The following is a 13686-nucleotide window of genomic DNA, read 5'->3' on the forward strand; positions in this document are numbered from 1 at the left end:
CGGTGCCCGCTAGCGTGGGCGCATGCCGACGCCGCACACACCCGCAGCCGTGGGCGTCGTCCTCGCCGCAGGCATGGGCACCCGTGTCGGCGCCGACGGCAACAAGGCCTACCTGCCTCTCGCGGGCCGCAGCATGGTGTCGTGGTCGGTGAACGCCGTCGCCGCCACCCCGGAGATCGGCCGCACCGTGCTGGTGCACCGGGCCGGGGAACGCGACCTCGCGCGGCGCATGGTCGACGACGAACTGCCATCGGCCACCGTCGAATTGGTCGAGGGCGGCGACACCCGGCACGGTTCGGAGTTCAACGTGCTGCGGTATCTCGCGGACGACATCGCGGCGGGCCGGGTCGACGTGGTGCTCGTCCACGACGCCGCCCGTCCGCTGGCCGGACCGGACCTGATGCGTGCCGCACTGGCGACGGCGCGCCGCTTCGGCGGTGCGATCCCCGGACTTCCCGCCGGTGACGTGGTGCGCGACGACGGGCACGGTCCCCTCGGCGCGGTCGACGGCACGCTCGTCCGGGTGCAGACGCCCCAGGCGTTCCGTGCCGACCGTCTGCTCGCGGCGTACCTCGCCGCCGACGCCGAGGGCTTCGACGGCACGGACACCTCGGCCTGCATGCAGCGGTTCACCGACGTCGACGTGCACTGCTTCCCCGGCGCGCCGACCAACTTCAAGGTGACCTACCCCCACGACGTGGAGGTGGCGGCGCGACTGCTCGCCGCCCGCGCCGGCTAGGTCCGTCGGGAGGCGAGAATCGCCTCGAGCAGTGCCGCGTCGGCGGGCAGCGCGGCCGTCACCGCGTCCGCGTCACCGCCGACCACCTCGATCGGCATTCCCGCGACGACGGCGGCGGTGAACTCGTCGCCGGTGCCTCCGTCGAGCAGCGCACCGAGCGCGGCCGCGCGGTAACCCCGTGGGTACTGCACCGTCCGCAGCGCCTGCCGGTCGATCGTCCGGCGCACGGCGCCCCGATCGTCGGTCTCCTTGACCGTGTCGGTCATGGGCAGCGCGGGCACGACGACGTCGTGGTGGGATGCGAGGCCCGTCAGCACCCGGTCGGTCACCGCGGCGGACGCCAGCGGACTGCGCAGGTCGTGGATCACGATTGCCGAATCCGGTTCGGCGGCAAGGTGTTCGAGTCCCAGCGCGAGGCACCGGGCACGGGTCGCGGGCAGGTCGCACTCGACGACGCGGACCTCGGCCAGGCCGGCGTCCGCGACCGCCCTCGTGGCGTCGACGACCAGGGCGGGCGCCGCGACCACCAGCACCCGGTCGGCGGGCACCCGTGCGGCCCCGAGCAGCGAGTCGAGCACGCGTGCCAGCGCGGGTCGCCCGGCGACGTGGCACGACACCGCGGCAGCGGTGACCGTCTCGTCGAGCGGCACGATCGCGCCGGGAGGGGTCGTCGTCGGTTCCATCGGCCAGGACGCTATCGGATCGTGCCGGGCGGTCACCGGAAGCGGCGCTTGTAGGCCGCCCAGTCCCAGTCGGCCAGGAACCGCCGAGCCGCGGCGTACCCGTTGCGGTAGAGCGCCTCCACCTCGTCGTCGGTGATGCCGAAGTCGAGGAACCCGACGTCCGTCGAGTCGACCCGGATGGCCCGCGCGCTCACCCAGGGCTGGTTGAGGTAGGCCTGATCGCGGCCGACGAGCACGGTGGTGATGACGTCCTCGAGCAGGTGCGGCGCCCCGATGAAGGACGGCAGCCGCAGCGCGGACAGCGCGGGGATCACCTTGTCGTTCCCGTCGGGCAGGTTGGGCAGCACCGTGACCCCGAAGCTCGGCCATCGTGGTGTCCGGCCGTCGGGGCGGTCGAGGGAGTCGATCGGGAAGTTCGACAGCAACCCACCGTCGACCAGCGTGGATCGCAGCCCGGTCGCGCTGGTCAGGGTGACCGGACGGAAGAAGAACGGAATGGACATCGACGCGCGCACCGCATCGGCGACCGATTGCTCGTCGGGGTCGAGACCGTAGACCCGGCGGTAGTCCCACGGCAGGCGCACCAGCTGGCCCGTGGTCGTGTCCGACACCGTGACCACCAGTCGGTAGCGCTGCTCGGCAGGCAGCTCGGGGTCGGCCAGCGCGAGATCGCCGAACGTCCGAACCCCGAGTTCGGCGAGCTGCGCGCGCACCCATTCGTGGGCGTAGTCGCCGCGGTAGATGCCGGAGCCGCGCAGGACGGCGAGCGACGGCCCGAGGAACGGCACCCGTTCGACCGGCCCAGGGTCGAGGAACTTCGAGTAGTCGAGGCCGAGCGCGAGGTCCTTCACCTGTGCGCTGGTGAGATTGCCGGCGTGGGCGGCCGCGGCGACGACGGCGCCGACGATCGATCCGGCCGAGGTGCCGGACACCCGGTGGGGCACGTACCCCGCGTCCATCACCGCGACGACGGCGCCCACCAGGCCGACGCCCTTGACGCCGCCACCGGACAGGACGAGGTCGACGGGAGAAGAGGGCACGACGGTGTGTTCCTGCGCGGTGTGGGTCAGACCGGGTCGAACGCGGAGATGAGCCAGGCGTCACCGGACTTGACGAGGCCCACCTTCACGGCGCTCGCGGTGAAGGAACCGTTGGGGTTTTCCTTGCTGGTGGTGTTCTGGTTGATGAACACCAGGACGGTCGCGGCATCGGGATGCAGTTCCGCGACCGCCGACCGCACGACGGTGGCCGAGGTCTTGACGTCCTTGGTCTTGGCGGCCGGCGTGACGATGTCGGTGGTGAACTGCGTGTAGTAGCTCAGGAAGTCGCCGGTCAGGTGCGACTTGGCGGCGGTGAAGTCCTTGTCGAGGGTCTCCGGCGTGTAGGACAGCAGCGAGACGGTGCCGTCGGTGGCGGCCTTCGTCGCGTCCGCGGCCACCACGTCGTTGGTCTGCTGGTCGGGCCGGTACTGGCTGAAGTAGACCCAGGACGCGAACGCCGCGGATGCGACCAGCAGGACGGCGATGACGGCCGGCACCAGGATGGCCCGCGCCCCGCCCGTGCGGGGACGGGCGACGGGTGGGTCGGCCGGGGTGACGTCGAGTTCCTCGGCGGTCGATTCGGCGTCCGGGGTGGCCTCGGCGGCCTCGTCACGGCTGTCGGTCACGGTACGAACTCCACCTTCGCCAGCTTGATCTGTCCGCCGTCGCGGGCGACGTCCACGCTCAGACGCCAGGATCGTGGCGGCTGCTCGTTGGCCGCCGCGTTGGACACCCGCGTGGTGACGGCGACGAGGACGTTCGCGGTGTCCTGGGTCATCGACCGCACCGCGACGGCGTTGACCGTCGCCTCGGTGACCACCTTCGACTGCTGCGCCACGTCGGTGAAGCTCTCGGCCTGCCCGGCGAACTCCTCGCGGAACGCGCCGGTCGTGTTGTCGAGGATGCGCTGCACGTCTTCCTCGGCGCGGGTGAAGTCCAGCGACATCAGCGTGACGACGCCCTGGCGTGCGGCGGCGACGAACTCCGCGGAGCGCTGCTGTTCGGCGACCACCTGACGGTGGTGCCAGATCATGTATCCGCTGGACACGACGAACCCCACGGTCAGCACGATCGCGACGGCTCCGATGGCGACTCGCAGCGAGACGCGCGGTGCCGAGAAGCGCGCTCGGCGTCGCCCGTCGGAACCATCGGCGGCGTCGTCGACGACGGCGGTCGGCACGGGAGCGACGGCGGTGACGTCCGGGTCGTCAGCGGAGAGTTGGTCGTCGGAGAGTTCGGTGTCGGTGGGGACGTCCTCGTCGACCAGTTCGGTGTCGGTGACGTCGTCGACCGGCGCGCTCGGCTCGGCGGGGGCGGCGGCGGCCTTCGCCTCACGGCGCAGTCGGAGCGCGCGGGCGCGTGCCCTGGCGGCGGCGGCGATGGCTTCCGCCTCGGCCGCCTCGGCTTCGGCCTCCTCCGCGAGCGAGAGGACGTCGTCGCGTGTCGTCGCGTCCGGCGTCACCGTGGCGTGGTCCTCGGCGCCGTCGAGCTTCGGCGAGGTGCGCTCGCTGGGTGGCATGCGCCCTCCTGTCCTGTCCATTGCGCCGTCATCGGAATGAGAATGGCATTGTCGTTTTCCGGTAGCGACCCGACCATACCGCATGGCCAGAACCGCCAGTTTGCACCGCTCGCCTGCGGAAATGCCGTTCCCAGGCTGTGCGTTCGCTCAGCGCAGTCTGTCCTTCACGACCTTGCCCGTGGCGTTGGTCGGTAGCTCGTCGAGGAACTGTACATACCGTGGCACCTTGAATCCGGCCATTCGGGCGCGACTCCACTCCAGGACGTCGGCCGCCGACGTCGGTGCGGCGTCGGACCGCAGCACGATGAACGCCTTACCCACCTGCCCCAGGCGATCGTCGGGCACGCCGACGACGGCGGCCTGCGCGACGGCGGGATGCTCGAGCAGGAATCCCTCGATCTCGGCGGGATAGGCGTTGAAGCCGCCGACGATGAACATGTCCTTCTTGCGTCCCACGATCCGCAACCTGCCGTGGTCGTTCAGGTCGCCGAGATCGCCGGTGTGCAGCCACCCGTCGGCGTCGATCGTGGCCGCGGTCGCCTCGGGGTCGTCGAGGTAGCCCTGCATCACGCTGTAGCCGCGGACGAGGATCTCGCCGTCGTCGGCGATGCGGACCTCGACGCCGTCGCAGGCCGTGCCGACGGTGGTCGCGACGTCCTCGAAGGAGTCACCGGGCCGTGACAGCGTCGCGGTGCCGCACTCGGTGAGCCCGTAGCCGGTGGCGACCGTCTGGAACGGGAGTTCGGTGTGCACCCGACGGATCAGCTCGACCGGGATGTCGGCGGCGCCGGTGACGCCCGCCCGCAGCGTCGCGAGCTTGGCCTTGTCGGGCACCGCGAGCAGCGAGTGGTAGAGCGTCGGCGGTCCGGGCAGCATCGTCACGCGCTCGGCGTCGATCAGGTCGACCACCGCGTCGACGTCGAAGACGGGCACCGGCAGGATGGTCGCACCGCGGATCAGCGCGGCGATGCATCCCGCCTTGTAGCCGAAGGTGTGGAAGAAGGGGTTGACCACCAGGTAGCGGTCGCCCTCGCGGAGATCGGCGAGCCGGCACCACTCCTCGTAGAGACGCAGCGTCTGGGCGTGGTTCATCATCACGCCCTTGGGCCTGCCGGTGGTGCCCGAGGTGTAGATGACGTCGGCGACGTCGTCGCCGCGCAGCCAGTCGCGGGGGTCACGGTCGAACGGCGCGGAGCCGGCGAGGAAGCCGGACCTCAGATCGATGGTCGGCACGTCGAGCGAGGTGGAGAAGTCCTGGCCCAGGAAGCCCTGCTGGACCATGACGGCCTTGGCTCCGCTGCGCGACACGACGTCGGCGGCCTCGGCCGCCTTGAACCTGGTGTTGACGGGGACCAGGACGCCGCCCGCGGTCAACAGTCCGATCGCGGCGACGATCCAGTCCGCGGAGTTGGGCGCCCAGATGGCGACGCGGTCGCCCTTGGCGATGCCGAACTCGCCGAACGCACCCGCGGCGCTGCGGATGCGGTCGGCGAGTTCGACGTACGACAGTCGCAACGGACCGTCGACGACCGCTTCGGCGTGGCCGAACCGGTCGGCCGCGCTGAGCACCATCTCGGGGATGGTGTCCCAGCGCTGGTGGTACGTCACGTCGTGACGAGACGACCCAGGTTGCCGCCCATGATCTTCGCCTGATCCTCGACGGCGAGGTGCTCGAGAGCGGTCACGTAGTGGGTGGGCTCGGCCAGTCCCTCGGGGTGCGGCCAGTCCGAACCGTAGAGCACCTGCTCGACGCCGATCAGGTTGATCAGGTCGTCGATGCCCTCCTCGTAGAACGGGCTGACGTAGATGCGGTTCTTGATCTCCTCCATCGGGTTGCCCAGGAAGGCCTCGGGGGCCTTCTTGTAGACCTCCGACATGGAGTCGAGCAGCGGGAACATCCACTTCGAGCCGGCTTCGACGATGCCCACCTTGAGCGTCGGGAAGCGGAACAGCGCACCGTGGATGACCCAGGACGCCACGGCGTCCTGAATGGGTCGCCACTCGTTGAGGATCGACATCGCGTTCGTCTGGAACGGCAGCATCTCCTGCGCGCCGCCGTCCCACTCGGAGGTGTAGCGCGAGTAGCCGCTGTCACTCGAGTGCATGCCGACGAAGATGTCGTACTCGACGCACTTCTGCCAGAACGGGTCGAACTCGGGCAGGGCGAACGACCGTGGTCCGCGGAACCCGGGGACCGGCGCCGGACGGATCAGGATGGCGCGGGCACCGCGCTTGACCGCCCACTCCAGTTCCTCGATCGCCTTCTCGACGATCGGGAGGGTGATCACCGGGGTGGTGAAGATGCGGTTCTTGTAGTTGAAGCCCCACACCTCGTGCAGCCACTCGTTCAGCGCGTGCACGATGACGTGGATCGCGAGCGGGTCGTCGGACAGCCGCTCCTCGATCAGGCTGGCCAGCGTCGGGAACATGAGCGACCGGTCGAGGCCCAGTTCGTCCATCTTCGCCAGGCGCGGCTCGGGTTCGAAGAAGGCCGGGATGGCCCGCATCGGCTCGCCGAACAGCTCGCGCTTGCTCTTGCCGTCGGGGTTGCCGAACTTGAAGTACTCCTCCCAGGCGCCCGGCTGGGCGACCACGGAGAACGTCGGGTTGGGGATGTAGTTGCTGATCTGCCCCTTGAGCGCGATCTTCGTCCGGCCGTTGATCTCGACGTACTGAACGATGTCCTTGTACGCCTTCGGCAGGTACTTCGTCATCGCCTCGGGCGGCTCGTACAGGTGGTTGTCCGCGTCGAACAGCGGGAACGGAATGTCGACCCGGTGGGAAAGCTGACCCATGGAAAACTCCTTTATCGTCTCGCGAGAATCTTATTCTCATTCGGCTCGCATGGCAACGCTCTCGGCGCTTCTCGGCCAACTTGGTAATGACGTTCCGCAGCACCGGAGCGATCTCCGGCGGTCGAAGCGGGTGGTCCCGCCGCTATCCGGCGAGCTTCTGGCGGACGACGAACTTCTGCACCTTGCCGCTCGCCGTGCGCGGATAGTCCGCCACCTCGTGCAACTCCTCGGGCCACTTCTGCCGGGCCACTCCGGCGCGCTCGAAGTGCGCCCGCACCTCGTCCAGCGATGGCATGAAGGCGCCTGGTTTGAGCCGCAGCACGGCCGCCGCCCGCTCGCCCATCCGGGGATCGGGCGCGGCGACGACGACCGCCTCGGCGACCTGCGCCATCCCGAGCAGCACCTCCTCGACCTCGAGCGCGCTGATGTTCTCGCCCGCGCGGATAATCACGTCCGCCTTGCGATCGGTGATGGTGAGGTAGCCGTCGTCGTCGAGCACCCCGATGTCGCCCGTGTGGTACCAGCCGTCGTCGTCGAACGCCCTGGCGGTGAGGTCCGGATCGGTGTAGCCGAGGCAGAGGTCCGGCCCGCGGCTGAGGATCTCCCCCTCGTCGGTGAGCCGGATCTCGACCCCGGGCCGGCAGTTCCCGTCGGTGAAGAGCCGCTTGTCCTCGGGGGCCGACGGGCTCGACCCCGTGATCGACGGATGCTCGGTGCTGCCGTAGGACCGGAAGACGAGCACGCCGCGGTCCGACAGCCGGCGGGTGACGGTGGCGGGCACGGTGGACCCGCCCAGTCCGGCGGTCTTCAGCAGCTTCATGTGGTCGGCGGTGAAGTCAGGGTGGTCCATCAGGCTGGTGACGAAGTAGGGCGGACCGCCGCCGATGGAGAGCCCGTCCGACGCCATCAGCGCGAGGACGCGGCCCGGATCCCAGACGTCGCACAGGTCGATCGGCGCACCTTCGAGGACGGGGATCAGGAACGCGCTGAGCATGCCGATGAAGTGTCCGACCGGCGTCGCGGTCAGTTGCCGCCCGCGATCGGCCGGATAGTTGGACAGCAGCTGCCGGGTCTCGAAGTTCAGCGTCTGGTGACTGTGGATGACGCCCTTGGGGTCTCGGGTGGTGCCCGACGTGAACGCGATGAGCGCCGGGCTGGCGGGATCTGTGGGGAGCACCCCGGCCAGCGGCTCGTCGGCGAGCAGGTCGTCGAAGGCGATCGCCCCGGGCGTCGCCCCGTCTCCGCCGACCAGGGCCACCAGGGGTACGTCGGCACACACGTCGGCGTGCAGGGTCATCCGCCCGAACGCCTCCGTGGTGATGAACGCCTTCGGCGCGGACGTGCCGATGATGTGGCCGAGTTCCTTGCGGCCGTAAAAGTGCACGACCGGGACGACGACGGCGCCGAGGAACGCCGACGCCCAGAAGGTGACCGCGGCCTCCCGCCAGTTCGGCAGCTGCATGACCACCACGTCGCCGGGCCCCACGCCGCGGTCCCGCAGGCCCGCCGCCAAGCGCCGCGCGAGAACCTCCACCTCGCGCCAGGTGCCGTCGAACGGGCGGGTGTCGGAGTGGACCACGAAGCGCTGCTCGGGTGCCCCGTGCAGACCGTGCGCGATCAGGTCGCCGAGCGTCTCCGACGTCCACCAACCCTGCGCCTCGTACCGTTCGACCAGCGCCTCGGGGATCTTTCGCATTGTCTATGCAGTACTTTCGCTGGGCCGACGAGTGTCACGGGGATGTTATTCTCCGCCACCGAGAATGCCAATACCGCAAGGAGAGAACGTGGACGACAGCCGCATGGTCGACCTCGACGTCGACGACGGGCTCGCCGTCATCACGATCGACCGCCCGCACGCCCGGAATGCCATCTCGTTGACGACGATGGACCGTCTCGACGAGGCGCTCGACGGCGCGGCCGGTGCGCGCGCGCTGGTGATCACCGGCGCCGGCGACAAGGCCTTCGTCTCCGGCGGCGACCTCAAGGAACTCTCGGCACTGCGCACCGAGGAGGACGCGGCGGCGATGGCGTGGCGGATGCGGAAGGTCTGCGACCGGATCGCCAGCTTCCCCGGGCCGGTGCTCGCGGCGCTGAACGGCCATGCGCTGGGCGGCGGCGCCGAGGTGGCGGTCGCCGCCGACATCCGCCTGGCCGCCGACGACGTCCGGATCGGCTTCAACCAGGTGACCCTCGAGATCATGCCGGCGTGGGGCGGCGCCGAACGACTGGCCGCCCTGGTGGGACGCAGTCAGGCGCTGCTGCTGGCCGGCACCGGTGTCATCCTCGACGCCGCCGAGGCGGAGCGGGTCGGGCTGGTGCAGCGGGTGGTCCCGCGGGCGACGTTCGAGGACGAGTGGCGCGCGGTGGCCCGAAAATTGGCCCACCGCGCGGCATCCGAGGTCAAGCGCGTCGTGTCCGGCGCCTCCCCCGACGAGGCCGTGGCGGCCTTCGCCCGGCTGTGGGTGGACGACGCGCACTGGGTGGCCGCCGACAAGGTGATGAACCGCCGCAGGTGACCGTCTCCCCCACGCCGTCGCGAATCGGTACCCGGTCCGAAATTGGTTGCGCCGACTTCGAGCCGCGACCCGAACACCGTGCTAGGGTCAGCATTGGATGTCTGTCTGATGACATCTGTGAATACCAAGAAATGGGAATATCTGTATGACGCAGGGCACTGTCAAATGGTTCAACGCGGAAAAGGGCTTCGGCTTCATCACCCCGGACGGAGCCAGTGAAGACGTTTTCGTCCATCACTCGGAGATCCAGTCTCAGGGCTACCGCACTCTCGACGAGAACCAGCGGGTCGAGTTCGAGATCACCCCAGGCGCAAAGGGACCCCAGGCAACTGGCGTCACCACGCTGTAACTAAGCTTCACCACTTCTGCGCCGCTCGCAGGCGCCCCTTCGGGGGTGTCAGCGTGCGGCGCAGTTGCTTTTCCCAGGGGATGCCGAGGCTGACCAGAACTGGTGCGTGCCTTGGCCTTTCAGCGAGGGTGGACCGTCAGCCGACCGCCCGCTTCTGCGCGAAGTCCTTCGAGGCGATGCTCATCATCTCGACCAGCGCGCGCCGGTCGATGGTCCACACCTGCGCCGCTACCGCGCGATTGTTCTCCCCCACGACGTGCACCGGGCCGTTCCCAACGTTGTCGACGATCTCGCGCGCCACGTCCTCCGACGTCATGTGCGCCCGCGGGTCGAAGGTGATGCCCATCCGCTGCAGGGCAGGCGTATAGGTCATCCCGAGCGGCATCACGCAGACGTCTACCCCGGCCGGCGCCAGCTCCGCCCAGAGGCCCTCGGCGAAGTTGTGCTGGAACGCCTTGACCCCGGAGTACATGGCGAGCGTCGCCGACCCCGCAACACAGGCGAGTGACGCGACGAGCACGATGCCGCCTCGGCCCCGCTCGCGCATGGCCGGCCCGAAGTGGCGGGCCAGCACGACCGGGCCGGTGCAGTCGAGCTTGATCTGGTGGAGCGAGTACTCGAGTTCGTTGTCCAGGAAGTCGGCGGTGCGATCGGACGCTCCGGCGTTGTAGACGACGAGTCCCACCTCGAGTCCGTCGGTGGCACGGACCACGTGGTCGGCGACGTCGTCGACCGTCAGGTCGAGTTCCACCGTCCGCACCTCGACACCGTGTCGCTCCCGGACGTCGGCGGCCACCTCACCGAGGAGCGCCGCAGTGCGCGCGATGAGCACCAGATTGATTCCGCGAGCGCCGAGTTCGTGGGCCACGCACGCGCCGATCCCCTCGGATGCGCCGGCGATCACCGCCCAGGGACCGTACCGACCGGCGAACTCAGACACCGTCGATGCCCGCCGCCGTGGCTGCCCCCGCGCGGGCGCCGCCGGTCAGCATCCGGCCCATGTGCGTCGAGCGTCGCCAGATCCGCCAGCCGGCGTCGGTCCTGACGAGCACGTCGTCGTAATGCCCCACGACGTCGATCCAGTTGTCGGCGTCGCCGGGCACGAGCAGCAGGACCGCGTGCACGTAGGACCTCGCCGTCGCCCTGTCACCGTCGACGTCGATGACGAGGTTGGTGAGGCGGTGGTAGGTCGCACCCATCGAGCCGTGCAGCTGCTGCATCAACTCGGTGAAGGCATCGGGGTCGGAGAACGTGCCTACGTCGGCGTAGTCGACGTCCACCTCGTCCGCCCAGCAGGTCCGGAACAGTGCCCAGTCCTTCGTGTCGATTCCGGTGGCGTAGCGGATGAGTACGTCGCTGATCTGCGCGGTGTCGGGGTCCACCCGTCGGACGCTAACACCTTCTCGTCAATCGCCCGCCGCGAACGTGAACGGCGTTCTAGTATTCCGGTAATGATGTTTCCGCCCGGGAGGATGCCGACGACCATGAAGCGCTTGGCGACGGCCGTACCCGTCCTGGCCCTCCTCCTCGGCGGCGTCACGTCGACCGCCACCACGGCCTCGGCCGAGGGTCCGCCGCTGCGGCACGTGAAGTACACCGTCTTCACCGAGTCGCCGTTCGCGCAGGCGGAGATCTACTACCGCGACGTCGACCCGCCCAATTATGCGGAGTACAGCCACAACCCGTACGCGTTCAGCCCGAACGTCGAGGCGGACGTGGGGCCCAACCAGATGTGGACGCTCGACGTCATGCTGGCCAACCCGGACCAGTGGGCGATGGTGGTGGCGACGAGCCTCGACTCCCCGCAGCAGCCGAACTTCCACTGCGTCATCGCCGTCGACGGCGAGGTCGTGGTGACCAATCAGGGCCCCAAGGGAGCGCTCTGCTCCATCCGGCACTGGTGAGTGCGCGAGAAACGCCGTCAGGCCGATGCCGAGGCATTGACCGGCACGCGCTCGCCCTCCAGCTTGCGCAGCCACTCCTCGCAGAACGACAGCATCTCGTCGTGGCCGAACGAGATGCCGAGCGACTGCTCCAGCACCAGCACCCGCGACACGCTGGTGGCGAAGACCGCCCAGACCACGGGCGGGACGTCGGATTGCTCCTGGCCGTAGCGACGGAGCACGGTGGTCATCACCTCGACCTGCTGCTGCCGGAACCGGTCCGCGAACACCGCGATCTCCGCACGCAGCGCCTTGCGGTGATTCGCGAGCCCCATGAACTCCATGGTCAATCGGGCGACGTGCGGGTCACTGCCGAACTCCCACATCGCCCAGAGCGGCTGGTCGCACTTGAGCACCTCGGCGTGCGCGTCGAGGCCGAGCTTCGACATCCGCCGGAAGACCTCGATGAACAGGTCGTCCATGGTCCGGAAGTAGTAGTGCACGAGCTGCGGCTTGAGACCGGCACGCTCGGCGACGCGACGCGAAGTGACCGATGCGTAGCCGTCCTCGAGCATCAGTTGCTCGGCGGCGTCGAGCAGGACCCCCCGGTTCTTGGCGTCCGGCCCACCGATCCTCCGGTCCGATGCCATTCCCACACTTCCTTCTTTCGCAGCCGTTGCGCCTCGGGTATGCACGCAGATCGTAGTCGCTGGTCGGCGTGGCAAATCTTGACCGCGACAGTACGCCATGCTAAGCAGGTGCTCAGCACTTTCAGCTCGACTGCCGCCGGCCAGCTCGCCGGCGCGCGATCCGACTCCCTGCCTCACGGCCCCGGAAGGAACCCCTCTCGATGACTGCCGACTTCGACACGGTCGACTACTTCACCGACCAGTCCCTGGTTCCCGATCCCCACCCGTACTTCGACCACCTCCGGAGCAAGTGCCCCATCGTGCAGGAGCCGCACTACGGCGTGCTTGCGATCACGGGTTACGAGGAGGCCGGTCAGGTGCTCAAGGACACCGACACCTTCTCGTCGTGCATCGCGGTGGCCGGACCCTTCCCGCCGCTGCCGTTCACCCCCGAGGGCGACGACATCACCGACCAGATCACCGTGCACCGGCCGCAGATGCCGATGTTCGAGCACATGGTCACGATGGATCCCCCGGACCACACGAATGCCCGCTCCCTGCTGAACCGGCTGTTGACCCCGCGCCGGCTCAAGGAGAACGAGGACTTCATGTGGCGCCTCGCCGACGAGTGCCTCGACGACTTCGTCGCCGCCGGCAAGTGCGAGTTCCTCACGGCCTACGCAAAGCCGTTCTCGCTGTTGGTGATCGCCGACATGCTCGGGGTGCCGCAGGAAGACCACGAGGAGTTCCGCACCGTGCTGGGCGCGCCGCGTCCCGGTGCCCAGGTCGGCTCGCTCGACGGTGATCTGGTCGGCCTCAACCCGCTGGCGTGGCTCGACGACAAGTTCGTCGGCTACCTCGAGGACCGCCGCGAGTCGCCGCGCGACGACGTCCTCACCGCGCTCGCCACCGCCAAGTACCCCGACGGTTCGGTGCCGCCGGTGCTGGAGGTGGCGCGCTCTGCGACGTTCCTCTTCGCCGCCGGACAGGAGACCACCACCAAGCTGCTGTCGGCGTCCATGAAGGTGCTGGGCGAGCGCCAGGACGTCCAGGCGGCGCTGCGCAACGACCGCAGTCGCATCCCGGTCTTCGTGGAGGAGTCGCTGCGCATGGACGCTCCGGTGAAGAGTCAGTTCCGACTTGCCAAGAAGCCGACCAAGGTTGGCGACACCGTCGTGCCCGCCGGCACCACGGTGATGGTGTGCCCCGGTGCCGTCAACCGCGACCCGGGCCGTTTCGAGAACCCGCACGAGTTCGATCTCGACCGGAAGAACGTGCGCGAGCACATCGCGTTCGGTCGCGGCGTGCACTCGTGCCCCGGTGGACCGCTGGCCCGCGTGGAGGGCCGCGTCTCCATCGAGCGCATCCTGGATCGCATGGGCGACATCAGGATCGACGACGAGAAGCACGGTCCCGAAGGGCAGCGCAACTTCACCTACGAGCCCACGTTCATCCTGCGCGGCCTCACCGAGATCAACATCGAGTTCACCCCGATCAACGGGCCCGCGTAGTCCCGGATCGGTTGTGGCGGCG

The 13686-nt window shown here is 69.1% G+C and carries 15 protein-coding genes; 5 read left to right on the top strand and 10 right to left on the bottom strand.

The genetic code is table 11. The features are described 5' to 3' along the window. The first annotated feature begins 22 nt into the window (after positions 1-22). Positions 23-739, top strand: coding sequence for an IspD/TarI family cytidylyltransferase (locus tag AC1MEY_RS13420; protein ID WP_480231087.1), 717 nt, complete (start codon positions 23-25; stop codon positions 737-739). Here the strand turns inward: AC1MEY_RS13420 and AC1MEY_RS13425 are convergent. The 7 genes from AC1MEY_RS13425 to AC1MEY_RS13455 form a co-directional block, all read right to left on the bottom strand. Then, a complete protein-coding gene (locus tag AC1MEY_RS13425) occupies positions 736-1422 on the bottom strand; it encodes a 2-C-methyl-D-erythritol 4-phosphate cytidylyltransferase (RefSeq protein WP_480231088.1) in 687 nt (228 codons plus the stop codon). The two genes, AC1MEY_RS13420 and AC1MEY_RS13425, sit on opposite strands and share 4 nt — an antisense overlap. A 32-nt stretch (positions 1423-1454) precedes the next feature. Beyond that, positions 1455-2462: a patatin-like phospholipase family protein gene (locus AC1MEY_RS13430; protein WP_480231089.1), complete on the bottom strand. Its 1008-nt coding sequence runs from the start codon at positions 2460-2462 to the stop codon at positions 1455-1457. A 26-nt stretch (positions 2463-2488) separates the two neighbouring features. Continuing rightward, the gene (locus AC1MEY_RS13435) at positions 2489-3088 is read right to left on the bottom strand and encodes a twin-arginine translocation pathway signal (RefSeq protein ID WP_480231090.1); all 600 of its coding nucleotides are present in this window, start codon (positions 3086-3088) and stop codon (positions 2489-2491) included. Beyond that, entirely contained in the window at positions 3085-3981 is an 897-nt protein-coding gene (locus AC1MEY_RS13440) for a hypothetical protein (protein ID WP_480231091.1), read from the bottom strand. The genes AC1MEY_RS13435 and AC1MEY_RS13440 overlap by 4 nt, the downstream gene beginning before the upstream one ends. Before the next feature lie 147 nt (positions 3982-4128). Continuing rightward, a complete protein-coding gene (locus tag AC1MEY_RS13445; RefSeq protein ID WP_480231464.1) occupies positions 4129-5553 on the bottom strand; it encodes a FadD3 family acyl-CoA ligase in 1425 nt (474 codons plus the stop codon). 32 nt (positions 5554-5585) lie between these two features. Then, positions 5586-6776: an amidohydrolase family protein gene (locus AC1MEY_RS13450; RefSeq protein ID WP_480231092.1), complete on the bottom strand. Its 1191-nt coding sequence runs from the start codon at positions 6774-6776 to the stop codon at positions 5586-5588. A gap of 142 nt (positions 6777-6918) precedes the next feature. Further along, positions 6919-8472, bottom strand: a complete 1554-nt coding sequence (locus AC1MEY_RS13455; protein WP_480231093.1) for an AMP-binding protein — start codon at positions 8470-8472, stop codon at positions 6919-6921. A 103-nt stretch (positions 8473-8575) separates the two neighbouring features. Here AC1MEY_RS13455 and AC1MEY_RS13460 point away from each other — a divergent pair, with 103 nt between their 5' ends. Together AC1MEY_RS13460 and AC1MEY_RS13465 are read left to right on the top strand one after the other, a co-directional pair. Further along, positions 8576-9292, top strand: coding sequence for an enoyl-CoA hydratase/isomerase family protein (locus tag AC1MEY_RS13460; protein WP_480231465.1), 717 nt, complete (start codon positions 8576-8578; stop codon positions 9290-9292). Positions 9293-9437: 145 nt separating this feature from the next. Beyond that, positions 9438-9641, top strand: coding sequence for a cold-shock protein (locus AC1MEY_RS13465; protein ID WP_163800480.1), 204 nt, complete (start codon positions 9438-9440; stop codon positions 9639-9641). Between the two features lie 136 nt (positions 9642-9777). Here the strand turns inward: AC1MEY_RS13465 and AC1MEY_RS13470 are convergent, their stop codons facing one another. Continuing rightward, positions 9778-10581, bottom strand: a complete 804-nt coding sequence (locus AC1MEY_RS13470; RefSeq protein WP_480231094.1) for an SDR family NAD(P)-dependent oxidoreductase — start codon at positions 10579-10581, stop codon at positions 9778-9780. After that, positions 10574-11023 carry a nuclear transport factor 2 family protein gene (locus tag AC1MEY_RS13475; protein ID WP_480231095.1) on the bottom strand — a complete coding sequence of 150 codons (450 nt, stop codon included), beginning with the start codon at positions 11021-11023 and terminating at the stop codon, positions 10574-10576. The genes AC1MEY_RS13470 and AC1MEY_RS13475 overlap by 8 nt, the downstream gene beginning before the upstream one ends. Positions 11024-11125: 102 nt before the next feature. On the opposite strand from AC1MEY_RS13475, the gene AC1MEY_RS13480 reads away from it, so the two are divergent. Further along, on the top strand, positions 11126-11545 hold the full coding sequence (locus AC1MEY_RS13480) for a hypothetical protein (protein WP_480231096.1): 420 nt from the start codon (positions 11126-11128) through the stop codon (positions 11543-11545). A gap of 17 nt (positions 11546-11562) precedes the next feature. Here AC1MEY_RS13480 and AC1MEY_RS13485 read toward each other — a convergent pair whose 3' ends face one another. Further along, on the bottom strand, positions 11563-12174 hold the full coding sequence (locus AC1MEY_RS13485) for a TetR/AcrR family transcriptional regulator (protein WP_480231097.1): 612 nt from the start codon (positions 12172-12174) through the stop codon (positions 11563-11565). Between the two features lie 200 nt (positions 12175-12374). Here AC1MEY_RS13485 and AC1MEY_RS13490 point away from each other — a divergent pair, with 200 nt between their 5' ends. Then, positions 12375-13664, top strand: coding sequence for a cytochrome P450 (locus AC1MEY_RS13490; RefSeq protein WP_480231098.1), 1290 nt, complete (start codon positions 12375-12377; stop codon positions 13662-13664). Positions 13665-13686 lie beyond the last annotated feature (22 nt).

It is taken from the genome of Mycobacterium sp. PTI7 (assembly GCF_056679845.1).

Bases quoted from the DNA above. Each gene is read 5' to 3' on its own strand.
- AC1MEY_RS13420 (WP_480231087.1), top strand. From the start codon at position 23: ATGCCGACGCCGCACACACCCGCAGCCGTGGGCGTCGTCCTCGCCGCA.
- AC1MEY_RS13425 (WP_480231088.1), bottom strand. From the start codon at position 1,422: ATGGAACCGACGACGACCCCTCCCGGCGCGATCGTGCCGCTCGACGAG.
- AC1MEY_RS13440 (WP_480231091.1), bottom strand. From the start codon at position 3,981: ATGCCACCCAGCGAGCGCACCTCGCCGAAGCTCGACGGCGCCGAGGAC.
- AC1MEY_RS13445 (WP_480231464.1), bottom strand. From the start codon at position 5,553: ATGGTGCTCAGCGCGGCCGACCGGTTCGGCCACGCCGAAGCGGTCGTC.
- AC1MEY_RS13450 (WP_480231092.1), bottom strand. From the start codon at position 6,776: ATGGGTCAGCTTTCCCACCGGGTCGACATTCCGTTCCCGCTGTTCGAC.
- AC1MEY_RS13455 (WP_480231093.1), bottom strand. From the start codon at position 8,472: ATGCGAAAGATCCCCGAGGCGCTGGTCGAACGGTACGAGGCGCAGGGT.
- AC1MEY_RS13460 (WP_480231465.1), top strand. From the start codon at position 8,576: ATGGTCGACCTCGACGTCGACGACGGGCTCGCCGTCATCACGATCGAC.
- AC1MEY_RS13465 (WP_163800480.1), top strand. From the start codon at position 9,438: ATGACGCAGGGCACTGTCAAATGGTTCAACGCGGAAAAGGGCTTCGGC.
- AC1MEY_RS13480 (WP_480231096.1), top strand. From the start codon at position 11,126: ATGAAGCGCTTGGCGACGGCCGTACCCGTCCTGGCCCTCCTCCTCGGC.
- AC1MEY_RS13485 (WP_480231097.1), bottom strand. From the start codon at position 12,174: ATGGCATCGGACCGGAGGATCGGTGGGCCGGACGCCAAGAACCGGGGG.
- AC1MEY_RS13490 (WP_480231098.1), top strand. From the start codon at position 12,375: ATGACTGCCGACTTCGACACGGTCGACTACTTCACCGACCAGTCCCTG.